General features: G+C 46.6%; 20 protein-coding genes and 2 other annotated features. Of the genes, 12 read left to right on the top strand and 8 right to left on the bottom strand.

Annotation, left to right across the window (positions count from 1 at the left end; translation table 11 throughout):
- Position 1: 1 nt before the first annotated feature.
- Positions 2 to 1,033 carry a tRNA 2-selenouridine(34) synthase MnmH gene (gene mnmH / locus ASG85_RS05790; RefSeq protein ID WP_060645623.1) on the top strand — a complete coding sequence of 344 codons (1,032 nt, stop codon included), beginning with the start codon at positions 2 to 4 and terminating at the stop codon, positions 1,031 to 1,033.
- Positions 1,034 to 1,085: 52 nt separating this feature from the next.
- Here the strand turns inward: mnmH and ASG85_RS05785 are convergent, their stop codons facing one another.
- The gene (locus ASG85_RS05785; protein WP_060645622.1) at positions 1,086 to 1,970 is read right to left on the bottom strand and encodes a LysR family transcriptional regulator; all 885 of its coding nucleotides are present in this window, start codon (positions 1,968 to 1,970) and stop codon (positions 1,086 to 1,088) included.
- 126 nt (positions 1,971 to 2,096) lie between these two features.
- Between ASG85_RS05785 and ASG85_RS05780 the strand changes: the two genes are divergently transcribed.
- The gene (locus tag ASG85_RS05780; protein WP_060645621.1) at positions 2,097 to 3,374 is read left to right on the top strand and encodes an adenylosuccinate synthase; all 1,278 of its coding nucleotides are present in this window, start codon (positions 2,097 to 2,099) and stop codon (positions 3,372 to 3,374) included.
- Positions 3,375 to 3,863: 489 nt separating this feature from the next.
- Here ASG85_RS05780 and ASG85_RS05775 read toward each other — a convergent pair whose 3' ends face one another.
- The 4 genes from ASG85_RS05775 to ASG85_RS05760 all read right to left on the bottom strand — a co-directional run bounded on the left by ASG85_RS05775 (position 3,864) and on the right by ASG85_RS05760 (position 6,523).
- Positions 3,864 to 4,298, bottom strand: a complete 435-nt coding sequence (locus tag ASG85_RS05775; protein WP_060645620.1) for a dual specificity protein phosphatase family protein — start codon at positions 4,296 to 4,298, stop codon at positions 3,864 to 3,866.
- Between the two features lie 176 nt (positions 4,299 to 4,474).
- Positions 4,475 to 4,897 carry an arsenate reductase (thioredoxin) gene (gene arsC, locus ASG85_RS05770; RefSeq protein WP_060645619.1) on the bottom strand — a complete coding sequence of 141 codons (423 nt, stop codon included), beginning with the start codon at positions 4,895 to 4,897 and terminating at the stop codon, positions 4,475 to 4,477.
- Between the two features lie 24 nt (positions 4,898 to 4,921).
- The gene (locus ASG85_RS05765) at positions 4,922 to 6,214 is read right to left on the bottom strand and encodes an arsenic transporter (RefSeq protein WP_060645618.1); all 1,293 of its coding nucleotides are present in this window, start codon (positions 6,212 to 6,214) and stop codon (positions 4,922 to 4,924) included.
- Between the two features lie 36 nt (positions 6,215 to 6,250).
- A complete protein-coding gene (locus ASG85_RS05760; RefSeq protein WP_057305115.1) occupies positions 6,251 to 6,523 on the bottom strand; it encodes an ArsR/SmtB family transcription factor in 273 nt (90 codons plus the stop codon).
- A gap of 467 nt (positions 6,524 to 6,990) precedes the next feature.
- Between ASG85_RS05760 and ASG85_RS05755 the strand changes: the two genes are divergently transcribed.
- Positions 6,991 to 7,938: an RNA ligase family protein gene (locus ASG85_RS05755; RefSeq protein ID WP_060645617.1), complete on the top strand. Its 948-nt coding sequence runs from the start codon at positions 6,991 to 6,993 to the stop codon at positions 7,936 to 7,938.
- Between the two features lie 73 nt (positions 7,939 to 8,011).
- On the opposite strand, the gene ASG85_RS05750 is transcribed toward ASG85_RS05755, so the two are convergent.
- Positions 8,012 to 8,881, bottom strand: coding sequence for a Ku protein (locus ASG85_RS05750; protein ID WP_057304945.1), 870 nt, complete (start codon positions 8,879 to 8,881; stop codon positions 8,012 to 8,014).
- A 160-nt stretch (positions 8,882 to 9,041) separates the two neighbouring features.
- Here ASG85_RS05750 and ASG85_RS05745 point away from each other — a divergent pair, with 160 nt between their 5' ends.
- The 6 genes from ASG85_RS05745 (at position 9,042) to tsaD (ending at position 12,566) form a co-directional block, all read left to right on the top strand.
- The gene (locus ASG85_RS05745; RefSeq protein WP_057304946.1) at positions 9,042 to 9,227 is read left to right on the top strand and encodes a hypothetical protein; all 186 of its coding nucleotides are present in this window, start codon (positions 9,042 to 9,044) and stop codon (positions 9,225 to 9,227) included.
- A complete protein-coding gene (locus tag ASG85_RS05740) occupies positions 9,224 to 9,406 on the top strand; it encodes an H-type small acid-soluble spore protein (protein ID WP_057304947.1) in 183 nt (60 codons plus the stop codon). Before ASG85_RS05745 ends, ASG85_RS05740 begins: the two co-directional genes overlap by 4 nt.
- A gap of 155 nt (positions 9,407 to 9,561) precedes the next feature.
- On the top strand, positions 9,562 to 10,026 hold the full coding sequence (gene tsaE / locus ASG85_RS05735; protein WP_060645640.1) for a tRNA (adenosine(37)-N6)-threonylcarbamoyltransferase complex ATPase subunit type 1 TsaE: 465 nt from the start codon (positions 9,562 to 9,564) through the stop codon (positions 10,024 to 10,026).
- Positions 10,023 to 10,847, top strand: a complete 825-nt coding sequence (gene tsaB, locus ASG85_RS05730) for a tRNA (adenosine(37)-N6)-threonylcarbamoyltransferase complex dimerization subunit type 1 TsaB (protein ID WP_060645616.1) — start codon at positions 10,023 to 10,025, stop codon at positions 10,845 to 10,847. Before tsaE ends, tsaB begins: the two co-directional genes overlap by 4 nt.
- Positions 10,847 to 11,353, top strand: coding sequence for a ribosomal protein S18-alanine N-acetyltransferase (rimI, locus tag ASG85_RS05725; RefSeq protein ID WP_174806667.1), 507 nt, complete (start codon positions 10,847 to 10,849; stop codon positions 11,351 to 11,353). Before tsaB ends, rimI begins: the two co-directional genes overlap by 1 nt.
- Before the next feature lie 97 nt (positions 11,354 to 11,450).
- Positions 11,451 to 12,566 (top strand): tRNA (adenosine(37)-N6)-threonylcarbamoyltransferase complex transferase subunit TsaD, encoded by a 1,116-nt coding sequence (gene tsaD, locus ASG85_RS05720; protein WP_082587985.1) that lies wholly within the window; start codon positions 11,451 to 11,453, stop codon positions 12,564 to 12,566.
- A 74-nt stretch (positions 12,567 to 12,640) separates the two neighbouring features.
- Positions 12,641 to 12,891, top strand: a binding site (T-box leader).
- Between the two features lie 157 nt (positions 12,892 to 13,048).
- Positions 13,049 to 13,318: a binding site (T-box leader), on the top strand.
- Positions 13,319 to 13,369: 51 nt separating this feature from the next.
- Here tsaD and ASG85_RS05715 read toward each other — a convergent pair.
- On the bottom strand, positions 13,370 to 13,585 hold the full coding sequence (locus ASG85_RS05715) for a hypothetical protein (protein ID WP_156396435.1): 216 nt from the start codon (positions 13,583 to 13,585) through the stop codon (positions 13,370 to 13,372).
- Positions 13,586 to 13,859: 274 nt separating this feature from the next.
- On the opposite strand from ASG85_RS05715, the gene ASG85_RS05710 reads away from it, so the two are divergent.
- The 3 genes from ASG85_RS05710 to glpX all read left to right on the top strand — a co-directional run bounded on the left by ASG85_RS05710 (position 13,860) and on the right by glpX (position 19,367).
- Entirely contained in the window at positions 13,860 to 15,431 is a 1,572-nt protein-coding gene (locus ASG85_RS05710; RefSeq protein WP_057304949.1) for a 2-isopropylmalate synthase, read from the top strand.
- A 367-nt stretch (positions 15,432 to 15,798) separates the two neighbouring features.
- Complete coding sequence (locus ASG85_RS05705; RefSeq protein WP_060645614.1) at positions 15,799 to 18,162, top strand: hypothetical protein; 2,364 nt, start codon at positions 15,799 to 15,801, stop codon at positions 18,160 to 18,162.
- 236 nt (positions 18,163 to 18,398) lie between these two features.
- Positions 18,399 to 19,367, top strand: a complete 969-nt coding sequence (gene glpX, locus ASG85_RS05700; protein ID WP_057305118.1) for a class II fructose-bisphosphatase — start codon at positions 18,399 to 18,401, stop codon at positions 19,365 to 19,367.
- Between the two features lie 737 nt (positions 19,368 to 20,104).
- Here glpX and abc-f read toward each other — a convergent pair.
- On the bottom strand, positions 20,105 to 22,054 hold the full coding sequence (gene abc-f / locus ASG85_RS05695) for a ribosomal protection-like ABC-F family protein (RefSeq protein ID WP_060645613.1): 1,950 nt from the start codon (positions 22,052 to 22,054) through the stop codon (positions 20,105 to 20,107).
- Positions 22,055 to 22,186: the final 132 nt, after the last annotated feature.

Raw genomic sequence — 22,186 nt, 5'->3', positions numbered from 1 at the left:
ATTGTTTCAAGATATCACCATCGAAGAATTACTTACCCTGCAAAATAAAAAAGAGATCATTCCGATCGACGTTCGTTCCTCTTCCGAATTTGAAGATGGCACTTTCCCAGGCAGCCTGAATATACCCATATTTGAGGATGCAGAGCGTGCCGAGATCGGTACGCTTTATAAGCAAGTGAGCGTACAAGCAGCTAAAGATAGAGGGCTGGAGATCGTTTCTGCGAAGCTGCCTGCTTTCGTGAAGTCTTTCGAGCAAATCAAGGAACCGAAGGTCGTTTTCTGCTGGCGCGGCGGAATGAGGAGTAAAACAACAGCAACTGTTTTGTCGCTGATGGGTATTCGGGTTTACCGGTTGACAGGAGGTATTCGGGCCTATCGGAAGTGGGTTGTAAGTACACTAGAGCAGCTTGGAGATTTTAAGCCCCCTGCCCACGTTATTCTGGGAAACACGGGAACCGGAAAAACGGCAATTTTGCGCAGTCTTCTGGAAGAGGGCTATCCTGTCTTGGATTTTGAAGGGATGGCGGGTCATAGAGGTTCCATATTTGGAGAAATTGGCCTGAAATCGCATAACCAAAAGACGTTCGAATCCTTACTCGTCGGACAACTATTGAAGCTTGAATCAGCGCCTTACGTTTTAATAGAGGGAGAAAGCAAACGAATAGGCAAAGTCGTTCTTCCCCAGTTTCTCGTTCAAAAAAAAGAAGCTGCCAAGCAGATTTTTATCGAAATGCCGATCGAAGAACGTGTTCAGCATATTATCGAGGATTACAGACCTTTCGAAAATCAGCCGGATATTTTATTTGCGTTTAAGCATATTAAGAATCGCATCCATACACCAATTGCCAAAGAAATTGAGACAAATCTTCAAGAACAGCACTATGGGAACGCCGTCAGGCTGCTTCTGATGCATTACTATGATCCGCGCTATGAGCATGCGATGAAGCAATATGAACAAGACCGAGTGGTTATCAAGGCTGGAAATAGGAAAGAAGCTGTAGAGGCTGTAAAAAAGTATTTGTCGGAGCTTTAGAAGACGGCTATGGCTGAAAAAGAAGTGCTAACTGCAATCAGTTAGCACTTTTTTATATTTGTCTTAAAGTATCATACACATGAGTGGCAGCAGCAGATAGGGGTGTGCTCTTTAATTTAATAATACCAACTTTTCTGGCGGGGATAGGTGTTGTTAATTGAATTTCATACAACGTTCCGTCCAAAAGTTCTTGAGTGACAAACTCTCTGATCCCGCAAGCTATACCGAAGCCATTTCTAGCAAATTCGATAAGTAAATCAACACTGCCAAGCTCAATCTCTGGCTTCATGGACAAACCGTGCCCTTCAGCAAAATGATCTAAGTAGGCGCGGGTGCTGCTCCCTTTCTCTAGCAGGATAACCGGATGCTCAAGCAACTTCTCGAGAGAAATGGGGGTCACTGTAAGATGCTTGTACGCTTCCCCTGCCAAGAAACAGTCATGAATGACAATGCTTTCTTGAATGGAGATATGAGGATCAGAAATAGGGAGATTGACGATGCCTAGGTCGATTTTCCCCTCTTTTAGCAGAGTAATCGTCTCCGTTGTGGTTCTGTTCGTTACTTGTATCTTTACTTTGGGAAACGCTTCGTGAAATTGCTTAAGATGCGGCAAAAGAAAATGTTTACAGAGCGTATCACCGGCTCCAATTTTCACCTCTCCGTGCGTAAGCTGATGCATCTCCGTAATTTTTCTTTCACCATTAAGAATAAAGTGGTAAGCCTGCTCAATATAGGTGAATAGCTCGCGCCCCTCCGTTGTTAATGTTACTCCTCTGGATGTGCGGAAAAATAATTGCCCACCCAGTTTTGCCTCTAATTGTTTAATCGAATGCGTAACAGCTGGTTGTGTAACAAATAATTCATCAGCTGCCTTGGATAGACTTCCCGCTTTTGCCGTGATATAGAAGACTTGATATAGCTCCATATTGTGAATCATCGTTCGTTCATCTCCCTAATATCAATACGGTTAATATTAAGTATTAGTAATATTAATTTTTGTAATAATAATATTGTCATTATACTTAGTTGTATGGAGTTATTTCAATAGGAGGGTGATCTTAAGATGACTGTTACAGCTATTGTGGGAGCGAATTGGGGCGACGAGGGCAAGGGGAAATTAACAGATGTGCTTGCCGTTCATTCCCAGTTTGTAGTTAGGTACCAAGGTGGGAGCAATGCAGGGCATACGATTATTAACGACTATGGCAAATTTGCGCTGCATATGCTTCCCTCTGGAGTGTTTTATCCTGGAACCACGAATGTTATAGGGCCTGGTGTTGCCTTAAATATGAGTAAGCTCCAAAGTGAATTTCAGGAATTAGTGAAGCGAGGCGTACCTGAGCCTAAGTTATGTATTTCTGAACGCGCGCAAGTCGTGCTTCCTTATCACATTCTTTTCGATGAGTTGGAGGAGGAACGTTTAGGGGATAGGAAGTTTGGGTCCACCAAGCAAGGGATTTCGCCATTCTATGCGGATAAATATGCGAAGCTTGGCCTACAAGTATCCGAATTATTTGATGAAAGTCATTTAAGGTCAAAGTTAACTAGGGCATTGGAGTCCAAAAATATACTTCTCACTCATTTATATAAAAAGGCTCCTCTGGATGTAGATCAGCTTGTTGATGAAGTGCAGCAGCAAGCGGCATTCATTCAGCCATTTGTGTGCAATACGACAACATTGCTGCAAGATGCATTAGCAAAAGGACAATCGGTATTAGTTGAGGGGCAGTTGGGAGCTTTACGAGATCCTGATCATGGTATTTATCCTTATACGACATCTTCATCCACTTTGGCTGGATACGCTGCTGTTGGGGCAGGCATTCCTCCCTATGCCATCAAGAAAGTTGTCGCTGTAACGAAGGCTTATTCAAGCTGTGTTGGCGAAGGGCCATTTATATCCGAAATTCATGCAGAGGCTGCCCATGAGTTACGTACGCGTGGCGGGGATGCCGGAGAATTCGGGGCAACAACCGGCAGGCCAAGGCGCGTAGGATGGTTCGATGCCGTTGCGACCAAGTATGGCTGTGGGCTGCAGGGCGCAACCGAGGTTGCCTTAACCAATCTAGATGTGCTGGGCTATCTGGAGGAAATACCAATATGTAACGCTTATCGGATTCAAAATGAGATTAGCATGGATTTCCCGCATACCTCACAATTACAGCAAGCAGAGCCAGTCTATGAAAAAATGCCGGGATGGAAGTGTGATATCTCACATATCCGTTTGTTTAACGATCTCCCAATTGAAGCTCAGAATTATGTGCTTCACATTGAGAAATTGATTGGTGTGCCTATTCGTTGGGTCTCCATTGGACCGAAACGTGAGCAAATTATTGAAAGATAGAGCCAGTCCATTGATTCATTATGGTTCCTCACACTGGTATTCAAAACTCTAAAGTTCGATTATAGAGTCATTCAGTTTCGTGAGGGCAAGTGGACTATAGTGATTAACAATGTTGTATTTTTTACAACAATTCACACGCCAAAAGTCTATTTCCCAACTCGATGTTGCAGTTTGTACAACATGGTGAACCCATTTATTACGAAATGACCAATATTGGACCAAATTGTTGTACATAATGCAACAACGAAGGGGAAAAGGCGAGATTTAGGTTAAAATTGTTGCACTTTTTACAACATCATTCGACTGAGAATATGGAGTCATTCATTAGGCAACCTCAAATGAGCAAATTTGACGTTGGTTTCCGATTTAAGACCCTCGATGTAGAACTAGATTGGATGAATAAATCGATGATTTTAGATAAGCAGCGTTAAAAAATAGCAAAAAAATAGGCCTCTAAGAAAATTTGCTCAGGGGTCTAGTTTTTATGGTTTATTTATTAAATAGTTTTTCAAGAGCCTCACGTTGAGGGGGTCTAACATTCACGACTGGACGAATGCTTTGAGCTATTTTCTCCGCTTCTTCGATGGTCTGGCTTTTGCCCAATGTGATCAAAGTCCCGATAGCTACAGCTCCGGTACGACCTTTGCCTCCGCCACAGTGAAAGCCAACCTTTTTACCACTGTTATAAGCCTCTATAACGTGATCGATTGCTTGCTGAAAGAGCTGATCCTGTGGTACTTCGGCGTTGTCTCCAAGGGGGACTTGAATCCATTCGACGTTACCGGCTGGGAAAGCACACTCCGTGGCTTCTCCGCGTAGATCAACAATCACTTCAACGTTCTCGTTCTTGACCATGTCCTCAACGTCAGAGGCACCGCCAAAGAAGATTTTATCTTCGATTAAGGCTTGGTAATTTTTTGGCATGGATATGCCCTCCTTATTTTTTCTTAAATGGCATGAATTCTATAGTTGCCTTTACAGGTGCGGACGGTGGTGCACAGCATAATGAGGCATCCAAAGGCTCTCCCGCGGATTCAAATTCGGAATCCTCCTTGTGAAGATCGGAACAATTCACCGCGACGTGCATTCTCTTGATCATCTTAGTTACCTTCTTTTACGAACTGCGCAATCCGAGCTTTAATGGCATCGCGAACCTCGCGGAATTTGGCTGTAATTTCTTCTTCAGTTCCTATTGCTTTGGCCGGGTCATCGAAGCCCCAGTGCCATCTTTCGGCTTTATCATTACGCACTACTGGGCAATTGTCATTGGCATGACCGCACAATGTAATGATGTAATCCGCTTGACTCAAAATGTCGGGGTCAATCACATCAGAGGTATGAGTAGAGATATCAATGCCATCTTCTTTCATCGTGGCAACCGCTCTTGGGTTTAATCCGTGAGCCTCCAGACCGGCACTCTTCACTTCATATTTGTCACTTCCCAAAGCTTTCAAATAACCATCTGCGATTTGGCTGCGGCAAGAATTTCCCGTGCATAGAAAATATACGATTTTTTTGTCCATACGGAACATCTCCTTATAGGTCGATTATGAAACTACGTTTAACCATAGGTACAGACCAATTAACGTGATTAACAAAGTTGGGATCGTAAGGATGACGCCTATTTTAAAATAGTACCCCCAGGTGATTTTCACACCTTTTTTGGATAGGACATGGAGCCATAATAAAGTCGCAAGCGAGCCGATTGGAGTGATTTTAGGCCCTAAATTGGAGCCTATGACATTGGCATAGATGAGAGCTTCACGAATGATTCCCGCTGTTTGAGTGCCCTTGATTGCTAGTGCATCAATCATTACCGTCGGCATGTTATTCATAACCGAGGAAAGTATAGCGGCTAGGAAACCCATCCCTATGGTGGCAAGGAACAATCCTTGACCTGAAATGATTTCAATTAGTTCTCCAAGAGCATTGGTTAAGCCAGCGTTCTTTAATCCATAAACAACTACGTACATGCCGATTGAAAAAATCACGACAGCCCATGGCGCATCTTTGATGATTTTTTTGGTTTCGATCACCTTGCTCGATCGGGCAATCAGAATGAAGTTAAGTGCAGCGACCCCGGCTATAATGGAAACAGGAATTTTAATAAACCCACTGATTAGGTAAGCAGCTACTAGGATCCCAAGAATGACCCAAGATAATCGAAATAGCTGAATATCCTTAATCGCTTCAGAAGGACGCTTAAGCTGAGTGATATCGTAGTTTTGAGGGATGTCTTTTCTAAAATACAGGAACAGCACAAGCAAACTGGCAGCTAATGAGATTAGACTTGTAATAAACATTCGGCTAGCATAAGTGACAAAATCAATACCGAAAAAGTCAGCCGATACGATGTTCACCAAGTTGCTCACAACAAAAGGAAGGGATGTCGTATCCGCTATAAAACCACTGGCCATAATGAATGGCAGAATCATTTTATCCGGGAATTTCAAAGCACGAACCATAGCTAGAACAATTGGCGTTAGAATTAGCGCGGCGCCATCATTAGAGAATAGTGCAGCAACAGCTGACCCGAGCAGGATAACATAGACGAACATGACCTTCCCATTCCCTTTGGCAATTCGTGCCATATGAAGGGCAGACCATTCAAAGAATCCAATGTTGTCCAAGATGAGGGAGATTAGAATAATAGCGACAAAAGTCAAAGTTGCATTCCACACAATGCCTGTCACAGTAACGACGTCATTTAGAGAAACAACCTGAAAGAGGAGTGCCAGAATGGCACCTGCTGATGCGGACCATCCAATATTCAGCCCTCTAGGCTGCCAAATAACGAAGGTCAGTGTAAGTAAAAAGATGATAAGTGCTAAGTAAACCATGTATTACTCTTAAACCTCCTAAGTTGTAAGTATCTGCTAGTCGCAGCAATCCAATTGTTCACAAGATATGATATCTACCTTTTCTTTTTGAGAAGGCAAATATTGAAATAATACATGCAAATAGGGCTTATCGTCAATGTTTAACGAGTAATATACCCATTGCCCCTTCTTGGCTTCCTTAACCAAGCCGCCGTCCTTCAATTTCCGCATATGTTGGCTCACATTAGGCTGGCTGGTATTCATGATTTCCACGATTTCGTACACACAAAGCTCACGTTCCTTAAGAAGCGAAAGAATCGTGAGCCGCATTTTATCCCCCAACAGCTTGCAAACGTCCGCGACTTTATCTATTTCAACCAAAGCTGCACCCCCTTCGTAAGGTGTAAAGTACAAAAAAATTCTTTGTCATTTTCTCAATTTCGTTTTCATTTGTCAATGCTTATATAATTATTTAATTATATAGTGGAAAAAGTGCTGTAGATGTTGCAGTTTGTACAACAATTTAGCCATATTTCATGCTATGGAGCTATTTCTTGGAGTAAATGGTGTATTTTCTGCAACAATTTTGAAAATAGCGCGTATTTGCTTGCTTTTTGTTGTACAAAGTACAACATGTCTAGGGGTAGACACTATTAGCTGATAGCAACTAGTAGATAACGGGCGTAAGGCTGATCATTTTATGATTTTAATTTAAAGGCGGACGTAGTCATAGCTTGGTTTGTTCTATTTTAATAATGGCAACAATGAAAAGAACATATCAAACATGGGAGAACCACATGGAACTTAAGCCCGTATTTCCTTTCGAGCCGATCAGCACGGAAACGATTCCAACATCCGATAATTGGGTGGCACAAATCAAGTGGGACGGCGTCAGAATGCTAACCTATTTTGATGGAAAAGATGTTCGTTTAGTGAATCGCAGATGTAATGACCGAACCAAACAGTACCCCGAGCTGCTAGAAATAAAAACATATTGTTCGGCTTCTTCCGTCATCTTAGACGGGGAAATCATAGCATTTGATCAAAAGAAGCCTGCCTTTCACGAGATTATGAAGAGGGAATCTTTACGGAAAAGCCAAAGCATAGATAGAGCCATCACGCAGACGCCTATTACATATATGATTTTTGATATCCTCATGTACAATGGCAAATGGGTCGTGGATAAGCCATTATCCGAGAGACAGAAGATACTTCATGAAGTGATTACACCTTTGCCTCAATTTCAAATTACGCAAAATATTGCGGATGGAAACAAACTCTTTGATGTTATGAAGGAGCACGGCATGGAGGGGGTTGTATGTAAGGACCTCAACAGTACTTATGCTATTGGGGGAAAAGACAGCCGTTGGGTGAAGAAGAAGATTTTCCGAGACCTATTTGCTGTGATTGGCGGGGTAACGATTAGGGCGGGTGTTGTCAATGCGATAATTCTTGGGTTATACGACAAAGATGGCCATTTTATTTATATAGGTCACGCCGGCACTGGGAAATTAAGCAGGGAAGATTGGCGTCGATTGACGAAGATCGTTGAACCGATGACGAGGTCAAAAAAGCCATTTATTAACGAGCCTGAACGGAGCAAAGAAGCCATTTGGATTGAACCCAAGTTAACGGCGAAAATCCAATTTCTTGAATGGACTCCCCACGGGACGATGAGGCATCCCAGTATCCAAGCCTTCGTTCAAATGGATATAGCGGATTGCACCTTTGCACAGAATATGTAGAGCAATAGAAAAAAGCAAAAGCGCTAATCCTTGAATCTCAAGAATCTGCGCTTTATTTGCGTCCTATTCACCTTCACGTTACTGGTTCTTTGACTTTTTTGGCTCTCGGTTTCGCTTTCGGCTTCTTGACCTCAGTGACACTGGCGTCCTCACCTAAAGTTACTTTTTCGTCCGTCGATTTCGTGGCGTCAAGGCTAGCTTGCAGCGCGGCCATGAGATCAATAACACTCGTTTTCTGCAGCGCAGGCGCCGATTGGACTTCTTCCCCAGCCACCTTATGTTCGATTGCTTCGAGCAAGCGGCCGCGGTATTCATCTTTATACTTCTCAGGCTCAAAAGGTGTCGATAGCTGGCTGATGAGCATCTTCGCCATTTCCATTTCACGCTCGTTCACGGTGACTTTCTCGGGAAGGTTGGGAACTTGAGAAATCGGACGAATCTCATCCGGGTAAAAGATAGTTTCCATAGCGAGGCAGTTCTCGATAACTCGAATGGCGGCTAGTGAGCTCTTGGAGCGGATCGAGACTTTGGCGATGCCGATTTTGCCGGTTTGACGCATGGAATCCAGCAGCAAATGATAGGCGCCAGACCCTGTATCTCCAGGCCCAAGATAGTAAGTCTTTTGAAAATAAACCGGATCAATATCTGTCAAGTTGACGAAATCCAGAATTTTGATCTCTTTATTCGCTTCGCCTGAGATATTTTCCAATTCATCCTTCTCAAAAATAACGAAACGTCCAGGTTCATACTCATATCCCTTGGAAATTTCCTCCCACTCTACTTCCTTCTCACAAGTCTGGCATTTACGTACGTAGGAGAGTGGTGTAATACAAGTTTTATGTATATAACGCATGGAGATATCTTTATCTTCCGTAGCCGAAAACATTTTCACAGGCACATGAACAAGTCCGAAGCTAATCGCGCCTTTCCAAACCGTATGCATCTTATGATTCCTCCCCAATAATCGTGATTGTACTAGTATTCTCTTGATTTAATTCCTTTATACGGTAGGGATTTAAGAGAATGGATTACCTCGATAGTGGGTACTTTAAAAGCGAAAGTTGATCAACATGAGCTAATCTAAAGCTAAGGAGGGATTACGGATGGCACAAGATTCAAATGCATTCCAAGATACGATCAATGAAGGCAAAGATGATCATTTCATGGACATTGATCGCATGATTAATGAAGGCTTGGGAGGCGGTAACGTCACCATGCACAATGGATTAATCGAATCCACGACAACGGATACGATGGATCATCCGGAATCCGTATTGGATGAGCCATGAACATTCATCGCGCTCAAGAAATTTTAGCCGCAGATGAGAAGATTCACGTCGAGTTAAACGGCCTCCCTGTATGGATTGACAGTGTGGATTCTGGCAAAGCAGTTGCCAAAGTTCATGCAGAAGAAAACCCTGCAGATACTCGGGTCGTTGCAGTTCAAGAGTTAGAAGAGGTCCATTAGTGGATATGAAAGAACAGCAAAGCCTGCTCCGAGTCATTTCGGGGCGGGCTTTTTCAATTACAGAGTTGATGTTGCCTACTAGCGAGGACTATAATAGGAGCAGCACGCGCAAACGGAAAGAAAGGGATGAGATCTACTTGCCTCAATCCACATTTATGTATAACTCCCGGCATGAGGAAGATACCGATAAACTGGGGAGATTGCTGGCCGCTTATTTGCAGCCTGGCACCGTCTTTACATTAGATGGCGATCTGGGTGCGGGAAAAACGAGGTTTTCGCAAGGCTTTGCCAGAGCGATGGGAATTACCGAAACCGTCAACTCGCCTACATTTACCATTATCAAAGAATATGAGGGAGCCGAGCTTCCTTTCTACCATATGGATATGTACCGCATTTCCCAAGAGGAAGCGGATGAATTAGGGCTCGGCGATTACTTTTATGGAGCGGGCGTTACGCTGATCGAATGGTCAAGCTTAATTGAAGACCTTCTGCCCACAGAGCGACTAGCTATCACGATTGTCCAAAAGGATGATCAAACCAGAGTATTTCACCTGACTCCGTACGGAGACCCGTATCAGAGCTGGTGTGTACAAATGAAGGAGAACGGACATTTACAATGACAGAACGGACAATGAATTTAGGACGATGCTTAGCCATCGATACCTCAACATCTGCAATGACAGTTGCTATTTTGGAAAATGGTGCCATGCTGGGCGAGGTCAGCTCCCACGCTGAACGGAATCACTCGATCGGGCTTCTTCCCCATATTCAAGATTTGCTTGCGAGTTTACATCTCAAACCCAAGGACCTTCAATCGGTCGCTGTGGGCCAAGGCCCCGGTTCCTATACAGGGGTTCGTATTGCCGTGTCTGTTGCCAAAACATTCGCATGGTCGTTAGGTCTGGATCTTATTGGTGTGTCCAGCTTAGAAGCAATGGCACTTGGCGGTGCTATGAAGGAGCAGAGCGCGACCGGAAATGGGCCAACTTGGGTGGTTCCGCTCATGGATGGCAGGAGAAAGCAGGCTTTTACAGCCGTTTATGCCTATGAGGGTGCTTCCCCCATGACAGCTAATGGAGAGCTAGAAGCAAGCTGGCAAGAAGTACTGCCTGATGGCATTCGCGTTATTGGATCTTGGACGGAGCAAATCGTTAAACAAGCAGCCTCATCTTCGCAAGGACAAAGGCCACAAGAGCTTCTGTTTGTGGGTGAAACCGAGGGCTTCATGGCAGAGCTTGAACAATTCGCGCGGGATTGGGACGGAGTTGTTCGTGTCCTTTCCTATGGCATTGAAGCGGAATATATCGGGAGACTAGCCTATCCGAGGTTGGCCAAAGGGGAGAAGGCCGATGTGCATACATTTGTCCCCAACTACACCAGACTTCCGGAAGCCGAAGCGAATTTACTGGCCGGGATTAAGACGAAGAAAGGGGATCATTGATGATGGAGCAGCGACAACCGCAAACAACCGAAAACTCGTTGGTGTTCCGTTCCATGCGAATGGAAGACATCCCTTATATTTGTGAAATTGAACAAGAAGCGTTCACGACGCCTTGGACAAAAGGTGCATTCGAAAATGAATTAACGAACAATCAGTTCGCTCATTATATGATTATGGATATCGAAGGTGAGGTCGCCGGGTATGGCGGCATGTGGCTTATCATGGAAGAGGCGCATGTCACGAATGTGGCAGTTCGGGATACGTATAGAGGACGTAAGCTAGGGGAACGTTTGCTTCGGGAGCTGATGAAAACAGCTGCTTTTTTAGGGGCTATTCGGATGACACTTGAGGTGCGAGCCTCGAACTACGTTGCGCAAAATTTGTACGAAAAAGTCGGTTTCCGCTCTGTTGGCGTGCGTAGAGGATATTACACGGATAATCGCGAGGATGCTGTCATTATGTGGGCAGACTTGCCTAAGAGAAGAAAGGATAGTCTCGGGGATTGAGGCTTTCGGATAGGTGACGAATTTGACTAGAGAAGTAGGGCAAGAGCAAGAGAGTGAAGCGGGACAACAGCAAATGAGTGAAATAGGTCAACAGCAAATGAGTGGAACGAGGCAACAGATAGATAAGGATGTGCTAAAAGGTAAAACAGGACAAGAGCAAAAGAATGAAACAGGACAACAGCAAACGGAAGCTCGCATCACGAAGCCGGTTTATATTTTGGCGATCGAGACGAGCTGTGACGAAACTTCTGTAGCCATTGTCGAAAATGGTAAAATCATTCGTTCCAATGTGATTTCCAGCCAGATCGAAACGCACCAACGCTATGGCGGTGTGGTGCCGGAGGTGGCTTCCCGTAAGCATGTGGAATCGATCACATGGATGCTGGAGGAAGCCACCCAGAAAGCGGGCGTATCGCTGCAGGAGCTGTCAGCGATTGCCGTAACCGAGGGACCTGGATTAATCGGGGCCTTGTTAGTGGGTGTCGTTGCGGGCAAAGCGCTAGCCTGTGCCTTAGACCTGCCGCTGATTGGTGTTCACCATATTGCGGGACATATTTATGCGAATCAACTTGTACATGAGCTAGAGTATCCGTTGATCTCTCTCGTTGTGTCCGGTGGACACACCGAGTTGATTCTGATGGAGGGGCCGGGCCAATTCCGCATCATCGGACGAACTCGCGATGATGCGGCTGGCGAGGCCTACGACAAAATCGCGCGGGCGATGGGCCTGCCTTACCCGGGCGGACCGCATGTGGATCGGCTTGCGCAGGAAGCCGAGTCCGAGATCAAGATGCCTCGCTCATGGCTCGAGGCAGACTCTTACGACTTCAGCTTCAGCGGATTGAAATCCGCTGTGCTGAACGTCGTCAACCAAAGCAAGATGCGCGGCGAGGCCGTTCAAGTCGCGCAGATTGCCAAGGGCTTCCAAGCCTCCGTCATCGACGTGCTTGTGGAGAAGGCTGATCGCGCCGTGCGTGAATACGGCGCGAAACAGCTGTTGCTCGCGGGCGGTGTCGCCGCGAACAAAGGGCTGCGCAGCAGGCTCGCCGAGCGCTGCGAGCAGCTGAATGTGCCTCTGCTCGTGCCGCCGCTCGGCCTTTGCACGGACAACGCTGCGATGATAGGCGCAGCCGCTTTCCTCAAGTGGGACAAGCAGGAATTCGACTCCATGGAACTGAAGGCAGAGCCTCAGCTCAAGCTTGAAGAGTGGTAAAGGCAATAAAATAAATTTTCTGACAACTGTATTGACTTTGCCAAAGCTGCATATTATAATCACAATCAATACTTTCAAACGCAACGAACGGGATTAGTAAGGAACAGTAGTTTCGCTCAGAGAGCTGTGCGCTTGGTGAAAGCACAGACGAAACGGTACCTGAACTCGCCCGGGAGCGGTAAGACTGATAAGGATGCCAAGGATCCAGCACCCAAGTAGGTCTTGACGGTTGACCCCCGTGATCAGGTACATGAGTGGTTTCGAGTGTAACAGCTCGGATCAATTAGAGTGGTACCGCGGAAGGTTCAAGCCTGTCGTCTCTTTTATAGAGATGGCAGGCTTTTTTGGTTGTTCTGAAACTTGAAGCGAACATGAACAAATGTGAAGAAGGAATATGAACATATAACAAACGCGATGAACAAGAGTAGTAAGGAAAACATAAACAAAAACGCGATGAACAATAGTAGCAAGGAAAACATACAAAAAACGCGATGAACAAGAGTAGTAAGGGCTCACTTGTACGGTACAGAAAGCTGCGGGTTGATGCGACGCAGACCGTGAATGCCCCGAACTCGCTTGGAAGCGGTCATCCTGATCAGCCAGTCAAACGCTGTTAGGGATGAACGGGTGACCTCCGTGAACGGGTGACGTAGAGCAGCAGCTAGTTGGGCTGCACTATGTCTGAGGTGGGCTCCGTGACTTGGAGCCAACAAGAGTGGTACCGCGCTGGGTGAAGACCCGTCGTCTCTTATGTGGAGATGACGGGTCTTTTTGTTGTTTTTTTGAGATGGCATCTCAATTGACTAAAAGCAGCCAACTGGCCTGCTCCCGTCAAGGTGAGCTTCTGTAACGATGAAAAACATCTCTACAGAGACTTTCCGCTCAGCAGTAGCTTCTGTAACGATGAAAAACATCGCTACAGTCACTTTCCGCTCAACAGTAGCTTCTGTAACGATGGAAAACATCGCTACAGTCACAGCCCGCTCAACAGTAGCTTCTGTAAGAATGAAAAACATCAATAAGGTCACACCCCCCAGCCCCATCAGGAGCTGTAGTGATGAAAAACATCACTAACGGGGAATCCAATAAGGAGTCTGCCTCAAATCACCTGGTTTAAGAGTGAAAAACATCCCTAAAGTCACAGAAAAGCCGAAGTTGGTTACGTTAGCGATGAAAAACAGCACTAAAGTAACGAGAAGACACATAAGTCAGTCGTAGCACGATTCATTTTCATTTTCAAACCATAAAAGAACTTTGCCAGCAGATCTGGCACAACCTTGAGGAGGAATAAACATGGAAATCAACAACACAAACACAAATCGACGCATTCGTATTTTTGACACGACACTAAGAGATGGCGAACAGGCGCCAGGAGCCTCACTGTATCCGGAAGAGAAGATTCGTATCGCAAGGCAGCTCGCGAAAATGGGCGTGGATACGATCGAGCCGGGCTTCCCGATTTCAAGCCCAGGTGATTTTCAGGCGGTGCAGCAAATTTCACGGGAACTGCAGAACATAGAGATTTGCGGCTTCGCCCGTGCTGTTAAAGCAGACATTGACTCGGCGATAAAAGCCACACAGGATGCTGCTTCAAGACGGATTCACATGTTCCTGTCCTCATCGGACATCCACCTGGATTTTCAACTTCGTAAATCCCGTCAACAGGTGGTAGAGATGGCTCGCTCCATGGTCGCCTATACGAAGCAATTCGTTGATCGGATCGAATTCTCTCCGATGGATGCAACGCGAACAGGGGACGAATTCCTGTTTGAAGTACTCGAGGCGGTCATTGCTGAGGGAGCAACGATACTGAACATCCCCGATACAGTAGGCTACGCGCTGCCGGAAGAATACGGAGCTATGTTCCGCAGAGTACGCCAAAGTGTAAGGGGCGGCGACACCGTGGAGTACAGCGCACATTGCCATAATGATTTGGGTCTTGCTGTCGCGAATAGCCTAGCAGCTATTGCTGCAGGAGTCACACATGTGGAAGTAACCGTTAACGGTGTAGGGGAACGCGCAGGCAACTGTTCTCTCGAAGAGCTCGTTATGGCTATTGAGACACGTAAGATGACCATGGGTGTGGAAACAGGAATCGTATCTAGTGAAATTTTCAACACATCCAAAATGGTCAGCCGCATCATGGGCTTTCCGATTGCATACAATAAGCCGATTGTCGGCCGTAATGCCTTCCAGCACGAAGCAGGTATCCATCAAGACGGACTGCTGAAAAATCGTAACACGTACGAAATTATGGATCCGGAAAAGCTGGGCATTCCACGGTCCATGATCATCCTTGGCAAGCACTCAGGACGACATGCACTGAAGCATCGCGTCGGGCAATTTGGCATCGAGCTCACAGGAGAAGAACTGGATACACTTTATACCAGATTCAAAGAAAAAGCAGATGATCAGAAAATGGTGACTGACGACCAGCTTATGGAGCTTGTAGGCTCAACCGTTGATGGGCAAATGGAGCCATTTACACTGACACATATGCAAGTTGTTTCTAGCAGTGACCGCAATCGGGTCGCCTCCGTGTCGGTAAAGAACAATCAAACTGGTGTTGAAAATGTGTATTCAGGGACTGGTGAAGGACCGATTGAAGCAATCGTGCAGTGCCTTCGACAAGCGATTCCGATGGCTGTGGATTTCTCCGATCTGGAGCTTCATTCGTTATCCACAGGTGAAAAAGCAACAGGAGAAGCGGAAGTCACCATCTCAGTGGGTGGCCAAACTTACAAAAACACAGGCATTGACCAGGATGTGCTTGTTGCTGTAGCGAAAGCTTTTATCTCAGCCTGCAACCAAGCTATTCGTATGCAAAATAACGCAGCGGCTCCAACCGAAGCCACGACGGCGTGATAAATAACTAAACAATATCAAATTGTAAGAAAACTTAGATATATACACAGCTTGTGTGCAAAGTTATTCACATACCCTGTGTACAATGTGCATAACTAGTGCAAACCCACGGTTACCAACGGTTTTAAAAGAATACGCAGAAGAATAACTTTTTCATAATTTTTTGTGGATAATGTGGATAAGATTGTGGAAAACGAAGGAATATCGCAGAGGGAGGCGGATTTTGCCTCTCTTTTTTTGTGGATAACGATGTGGGTAACTTATTGGGCATAAAATCATCTCACTTTAAATTATCGGAACAATCCGGCAGTGGATAGCTTTTCTCTTGGATGAAAATGCTAAAAGCAAAAACAGTGGGTGAATACACTTGAAATTAAAAATAGCAGGCATTTTTGTGGGTATCTTGACTTTATTGTTAGAGTTGTCCACAAGTGCGGAGGGAACAGCAGCTGGTTTCGACCCATCCATCCACAATGAAGTAAAGTCCAAGCACGTAACGGTGGTTTCAATACCGGGTTTATCGTTCATGGAGCTTCGGCCCGATCAACCTATGGAGCTGCCCCATTTACGGCGGCTGACGGAGATAAGTGCAGTTGGAGCTATGAACATTCGCACATCGAGCCGAACGATGAGAGATGTGTATGTCTCATTGGGAGCAGGAGCACCTTCCGTAGGAATCGCAGAAGTGCAGGCTTTTGCTGCAAAAGAAACAAGGCAAGGTATACGCTTTTCCGAACTTATGAATCGTTACACAGGCTGCTGCCAGGAAGAAAAGTCGGTTGAAGCTGACGCCGTACTGGTGCCTGACATCACATTGCTGCAGAGGGCTAATGAGAACCAAGCTTATGAACCAGGCACCCTAGGGGAATTGTTGAAGGAGTATGGTGTATATCGTTCCGTGCTGGGAAGCAGTGATTTAGGGAAGAGATCAGGCATCGAAGAAAAGAAATTGCGGCGCTACAGTCCGCTCATGCTGATGGATTCCAATGGCTTTGTGGATAAAGGTGCACTCGGAGATGATATCTTAACTGTGGTTGTGGACAGACCATACGGTGTTAGTACCCATTATGCACAACTGCTTTCTTTGTGGGAAAAAAGGAAGCTGCCCAGCATTACACTAATCGAATTAGGTGATTTGTACAGACTTTACATGGATAAAGAGCATTACAACGAGGATCGTTTCACGCAGTTAAAAGGACAAGTATTGAGGGAAATGGATCAATGGTTAGGGCAAGTGGTGGCAGGAATGGCGGAAGATGAAAGCTTGTGGATTTTCTCTCCGGAAGTGAATAGTGAGGCGGCAAGAGCCAAGGCCTATCTATCACCTATCCTTCATTACACGGCCGACAGCAGAGGAGCAATATTAGTTTCTGAATCTACTCGCAGGCAAGGTGTTGTTACGGCTCAAGATTTCACAAGTTCGCTGCTAAAAGAGTTCAGCATCCCGGTACCGAGTGGGCTGGTGGGCATTCCTTTATCCTATATGGGGGGAAATGACGTTCTTGCTGGGCTTGTCAGGGAACAGAGCAGCATGCAGGTGATTTACCGCAGTAGGCCGCTGTTGCTATATCCGTTTGTTACTTATGAAATGCTCGTATTGCTCTTGAGTTTGATGTATGGTCTGTGGATAAAAAAAAGACGGACAGACCCTGGATATCTCGAAGAAAGGACTGTGCCTTGGCTCAAAAGTGTGCGTATGCTGCTCTTCTCGTTGCTAACGGCGCCTGCCGTTATGCTGTTGATGGGCTGGTTGGTTGTTCCTCTGACAACAAAAATAGGGATTGAAGGCACGATGCGGGTGCTGATTGCCATTTTTATTGTGTGCACGCTGCTAATCTCTGCTGTTATGGAAAAATGCCACCTATCCACAGCCATGATCTGGCTTGGTCTTGGAAACGCGTTGATCATAACGCTGGATGGCAGTACAGGGGCCCATGCCATGAAGTATTCCATTCTGGGTTATGATCCGATGATCGGCGCCCGCTACTACGGCATCGGGAATGAGTACATGGGCGTCTTGATCGGCGCCCTCGTTCTTGGCGTGACGGCTGCTTTGCAGCGCCGTCATGGGAAAATACAGCCCGCGCTGCTCGCGTGCGGGGCGTTCTTGCTCGTGACGGCCTGCCTGGCAGCACCGTCACTCGGCGCGAACGCGGGCGGCGCCTTGAGCGCCGCGGTCGCCTTCGGCGTAGCCGGCGCGCATTGCTTCGCCGGCGAACGCTGGCGCGAGCTGCGCCTAGGCAGGGGCGCAGCCCTGCTGTCGGCGCTGCTCGCGCTGGGGCTTGGGGCGCTGTGGCTGCTCAACAGCGCCGATTCTCCCGCGGCATTCGCGCGGGAGAGCCATGTCGGGCGTGCGTTTCACGCGCTGCACGCCGGGCACTTCGATCAGATCGGACAGCTGATCGAGCGCAAGCTGCGGATGAACGTGCACTTGCTTCGTGCATCCGTGTGGAGCAAAGTGCTCATCACCAGCCTCATCGTGATGGCTGTCCTTGTGCTCCGTCCCCGCGGTCGTCTTCGCTTGTGGCAGAACAAATACCCGTATTGGATGTACGGGTTCTCGGCCAATATGATCGGAGCCATCGCAGCGCTGCTGCTTAACGACTCCGGCATTGTTGCAGCTGCGACGTTGATCATTTTCGTCGCTGTACCGATGCAGCTCCTGCGATTGCAGGAGCTTTCATATCCAGAGGCAGCACGTCATACGGCAAAGCAAAAGCAGCTCGAATGAGCTGTAAAGTTTACAAATGATTGTCTGGGACCTTTCGCTTCCATTATACTAATAATAGGAGCAGGCGGCGGCTTTAATAAAAATTGGCCGTTGTAATCGCCGGCGAGCTGCTGTTGGATATTCCACTGTCGCTATTGCAACATCAGCAGGCATCGTTGCCTCGATTGCCCCTTGTCCTTCGTTTCATCTGGCATTGTTTTGCTTCACAGTTTAGTTATGTAAGGGAGGAATTCGGTATCGAAAGAGAACTTGCATTAGAAATCGTGAGGGTCACGGAGCTTGCCGCATTGGCAGCTTCCAAATGGATGGGAAGAGGCGATAAGCATAATGCAGACGGGGCCGCTACTTCGGCAATGAGGGCTATGTTCGACTCTGTGTCTATCAAAGGCACCGTCGTTATCGGAGAAGGGGAGATGGACGAAGCCCCTATGTTGTATATTGGGGAGCAGGTAGGCAATCAAGACGGCCCAGAGGTTGACATTGCAGTCGATCCCTTGGAAGGAACGGAACTAGTGGCGAAGGGAATCAACAACGCTTTGGCTGTTGTCGCTGTTGCGAGCAAGGGGAATTTGCTGCATGCTCCGGATATCTATATGGAGAAACTCGCTTGCGGACCTCTGTTAAAAGGACGTCTGCGATTATCAGAGCCATTAGAAACAACATTGCTCAAGGCTTCCCAAATTTTAAATAAATCAATATCAGAATTAACAGTTTCTATTTTGGATCGGGAAAGGCATGCCGAACATATGGAGACGCTGCGTAGATTAGGGGTACGTATCAAGCTTCTCAGTGACGGAGACGTTGCCGGGGCTATGGCGCCGGCCTTTCCTGAGTCAGGCGTTGATCTATATGTAGGCTCCGGGGGTGCGCCGGAGGGAGTGCTTGCCGCAGCGGCATTATCATGTCTCGGCGGTGAAATTCAAGGCCGATTAATGCCGTCTTCTCCGGTAGAAGAGCAGCGTTGCCGGGAAATGGGGCTGCATGACCCGCTAAAGATATTATCGATGGAAGAAATGGTTGGGGACGGCGATGTCATTTTCGCAGCAACGGGCATAACACCTGGAGATTTTTTAGGCGGGGTGCTGTTTTTACCAGGGCATCGTGCCGAAACGCAATCTATCGTCATGCGGGCAAAAACAAAAACGATTCGCCATATCCGAACCAGTCACTTTTTGCCCAATAAACCGTTTCTAAACCATGTCTGACTGAAGTGAAGTGCTGCATGCTGTCCCAAAAGTACCATTAAAAAAGGAGTTAAGCAGTTTAAATAGGCTTAACTCCTTTTTTTGATGTCTGCGGGTGATTTCTGGAGCTGGTTATTGGCAAGGAAAAGAAGACGGACCCCCTCCTTATGCAATTGGCCCCCGAAGGTCTATTTCGTTGGATAATCGAGACCGTCGATTAATTCATCAAATTTTGCTCTAAATTAAGGTATCCTTCATCGGGATCAATTGTCCTACATGCTGGGTTGCGGTTGCTGGATGAACGAGTTCATATTCGCGGTTGAATGATCCATTAGTTGTTGCATCAAGTACAACAATTTGGTCCAATACAGGCCATTTCGCAACAAATGGGCTCAAAATGTTGTACAAACTGCAACTTCAACTTAAAAAATAACCCTTTGTCGTGTGAATTGTTGTATGAAATACAACATTGGTAGCCACTGTAGCCCATTTGCCCTAACGAAAGCTGATTGACTCTAAAATCGAATTTTGGAGTTTTGTTGAGAGACATAATGAATCAATCGACAAGTCTCTAGTCTCCAATGAAATTACACAATAGGCCCGCAGAGGGTCCATTTCATTGGAATAATCCAATGAAATTACGATTTCTATTGGTTCAAAAGTCTCATAGATGAAAAGGGGCTGCCTTCAAGTAGATCAGTTCACAATCTACTTTTAGGACAGCCTCTGTTTGTATGAACCGATAAATATCTATCTTTCTATGCGAGAAGCGTCTCCCACTCCTCATAACAAGCAGCGAGCGAACTCTTACGCTCATCAACCGCAGCGGTCTTCTCTTGAACGAGCACATAGTTGTTGTACACAGCTGGGTCAGCAAGCTCCGCCTCCAAGGCCAACACTTCGTCTTCCAGCCGAGCGATGTCGAGCTCCAGCTGCTCCAGCTTACGCTGACGGCTGCGTTCTTCGCGTTTCGCCAGCTTGTCCGCTTCGTACCCACCGCCACTCGCGGGTTCACTCTTCCCAGCCGAACCGCTGCCTCCAGCGGCCTTCTTCTCCGCTTCTTTGGCCAGACGCTTCGCTTCCATCTCGGCGAGCTCGGCCTTTTTCTCCACGTAATCGTCGTAGTTGCCAAGATAGCTCGTTAACCCATCCTTCTGCAGATCCAGCATGCTCTCAGCCATCTTGTTCAGGAAGTAACGGTCATGGGAGATGAAGAGGAGAGTACCCTCGTAATCCATCAAGGCCGATTCCAAAACCTCTTTACTATACAAATCCAAATGGTTGGTAGGCTCATCTAGGATCAAAACATTCGCTTTTTGCAGCATCAGCTTGGCTAAGGCTACACGGGCCTTTTCACCGCCGCTTAAGGCAGCAACTTTTTTGAAAACATCTTCGCCGCTAAAAAGAAAGCTCCCGAGTACCGTGCGAATGCGCGCTTCTTCCAGATGCGGATACGTGTTCCACACTTCCTCAAGCACGTTGTTGGTCGGGGTCAGTCCCGTTTGCTCTTGATCGTAATAGCCAATTGTGACGCCCGCTCCCCACTTGAAGGTGCCTGCGTCTTGTTTGTGTTGACCAATTAATGTTTTGAGCAAGGTGGACTTACCCACACCGTTAGGTCCAATGAGCGCAGCGGTTTCCGAACGACGAAGCTGGAAGGACACGCCATCCAGCAATCGGTTCTTTCCATCATAGGAAAGCGCCAAACGATCAACCTGCAGCACTTCCTTGCCGGAGGTCTGCTCGATTTCAAAAGAAAACGAAGCCCGCTTCAGATCCCCCATCGGCTTATCGAGTCGATCCATTTTTTCCAGCTGCTTGCGGCGGCTCTGCGCTCTCTTCGTCGTGGAAGCACGCACAATGTTGCGCTGAACAAAATCCTCCAGCTTCGCAATTTCATCCTGCTGCTTTTCGAACTGCTTCATTTCGATCTCATAATTAGCTTCTTTAATCTCGATGAATCGGGAGTAGTTTCCGGTATATCGCTTGGAAGCATTTCGCTCTATTTCATATATAGAAGTCACCAAAGCATCCAGGAAGAAACGGTCATGAGATACCACCAGTATAGCGCCAGGATAGCCGCGTAAATAACCTTCCAGCCAAGTTAGCGTCGGAATGTCCAAATGGTTTGTCGGCTCATCGAGCATGAGCAGATCGGGTTCTTCGAGAAGCATTTTAGCAAGGGCAAGCCTTGTTTTCTGACCGCCGCTAAGCGTTTTAACTAACGTATCCGGAGGAAATTGACCGAAGCCCATCCCGTGCAAAATGCCGCGGATTTTCGCTTCAATTTCATAGCCGCCATGTTCACGAAACCATTCGGAGCGTTGAGCATAACGATTCATCGTAGTTTCGTACTTTTTTTCGTCCGAGATTAATTCAGGATCTGCCATTAACGCTTCAAGCTCTCGAAGTTCTCGCTCTGTCTCGAGCAAGGAACTAAACACGCTGAGCAGCTCGTTCCAGATAGACTTGTCCGTTTGCAGTCCGCTGTTTTGCTTCAAATAGCCGATTTTCGTTTCCTTCGCTTTGAATAAGTCGCCGCTGTCATAGGACATTTCGCCGGCAATAATTTGGAGCAGTGTCGATTTACCGGCGCCATTCACGCCAACTAAACCGATCCGTTCCCTGTTTTCGATCTGAAGCGTTATATTGGAGAGTACGGAACGTACCCCATAGCTTTTGGAAATGTTAGAAACCTGTAATAGCATCTGCTGCTACCTCCTGCTTATTAATGAAAGGACCTGATCTTGCCCGCCCGTTCGTTGGCTTTTAAATCCCATCAATTCACTAGTATACACCATGCGCGAGGGCATCGTATGCTTAATTTTGCATAGATCAGA

The sequence above is a fragment of the Paenibacillus sp. Soil724D2 genome, from assembly GCF_001427935.1.
Classification (GTDB): Bacteria; Bacillota; Bacilli; order Paenibacillales; family NBRC-103111; genus Paenibacillus_E.
This window is presented reverse-complemented; position numbering and strand designations above follow the sequence as displayed.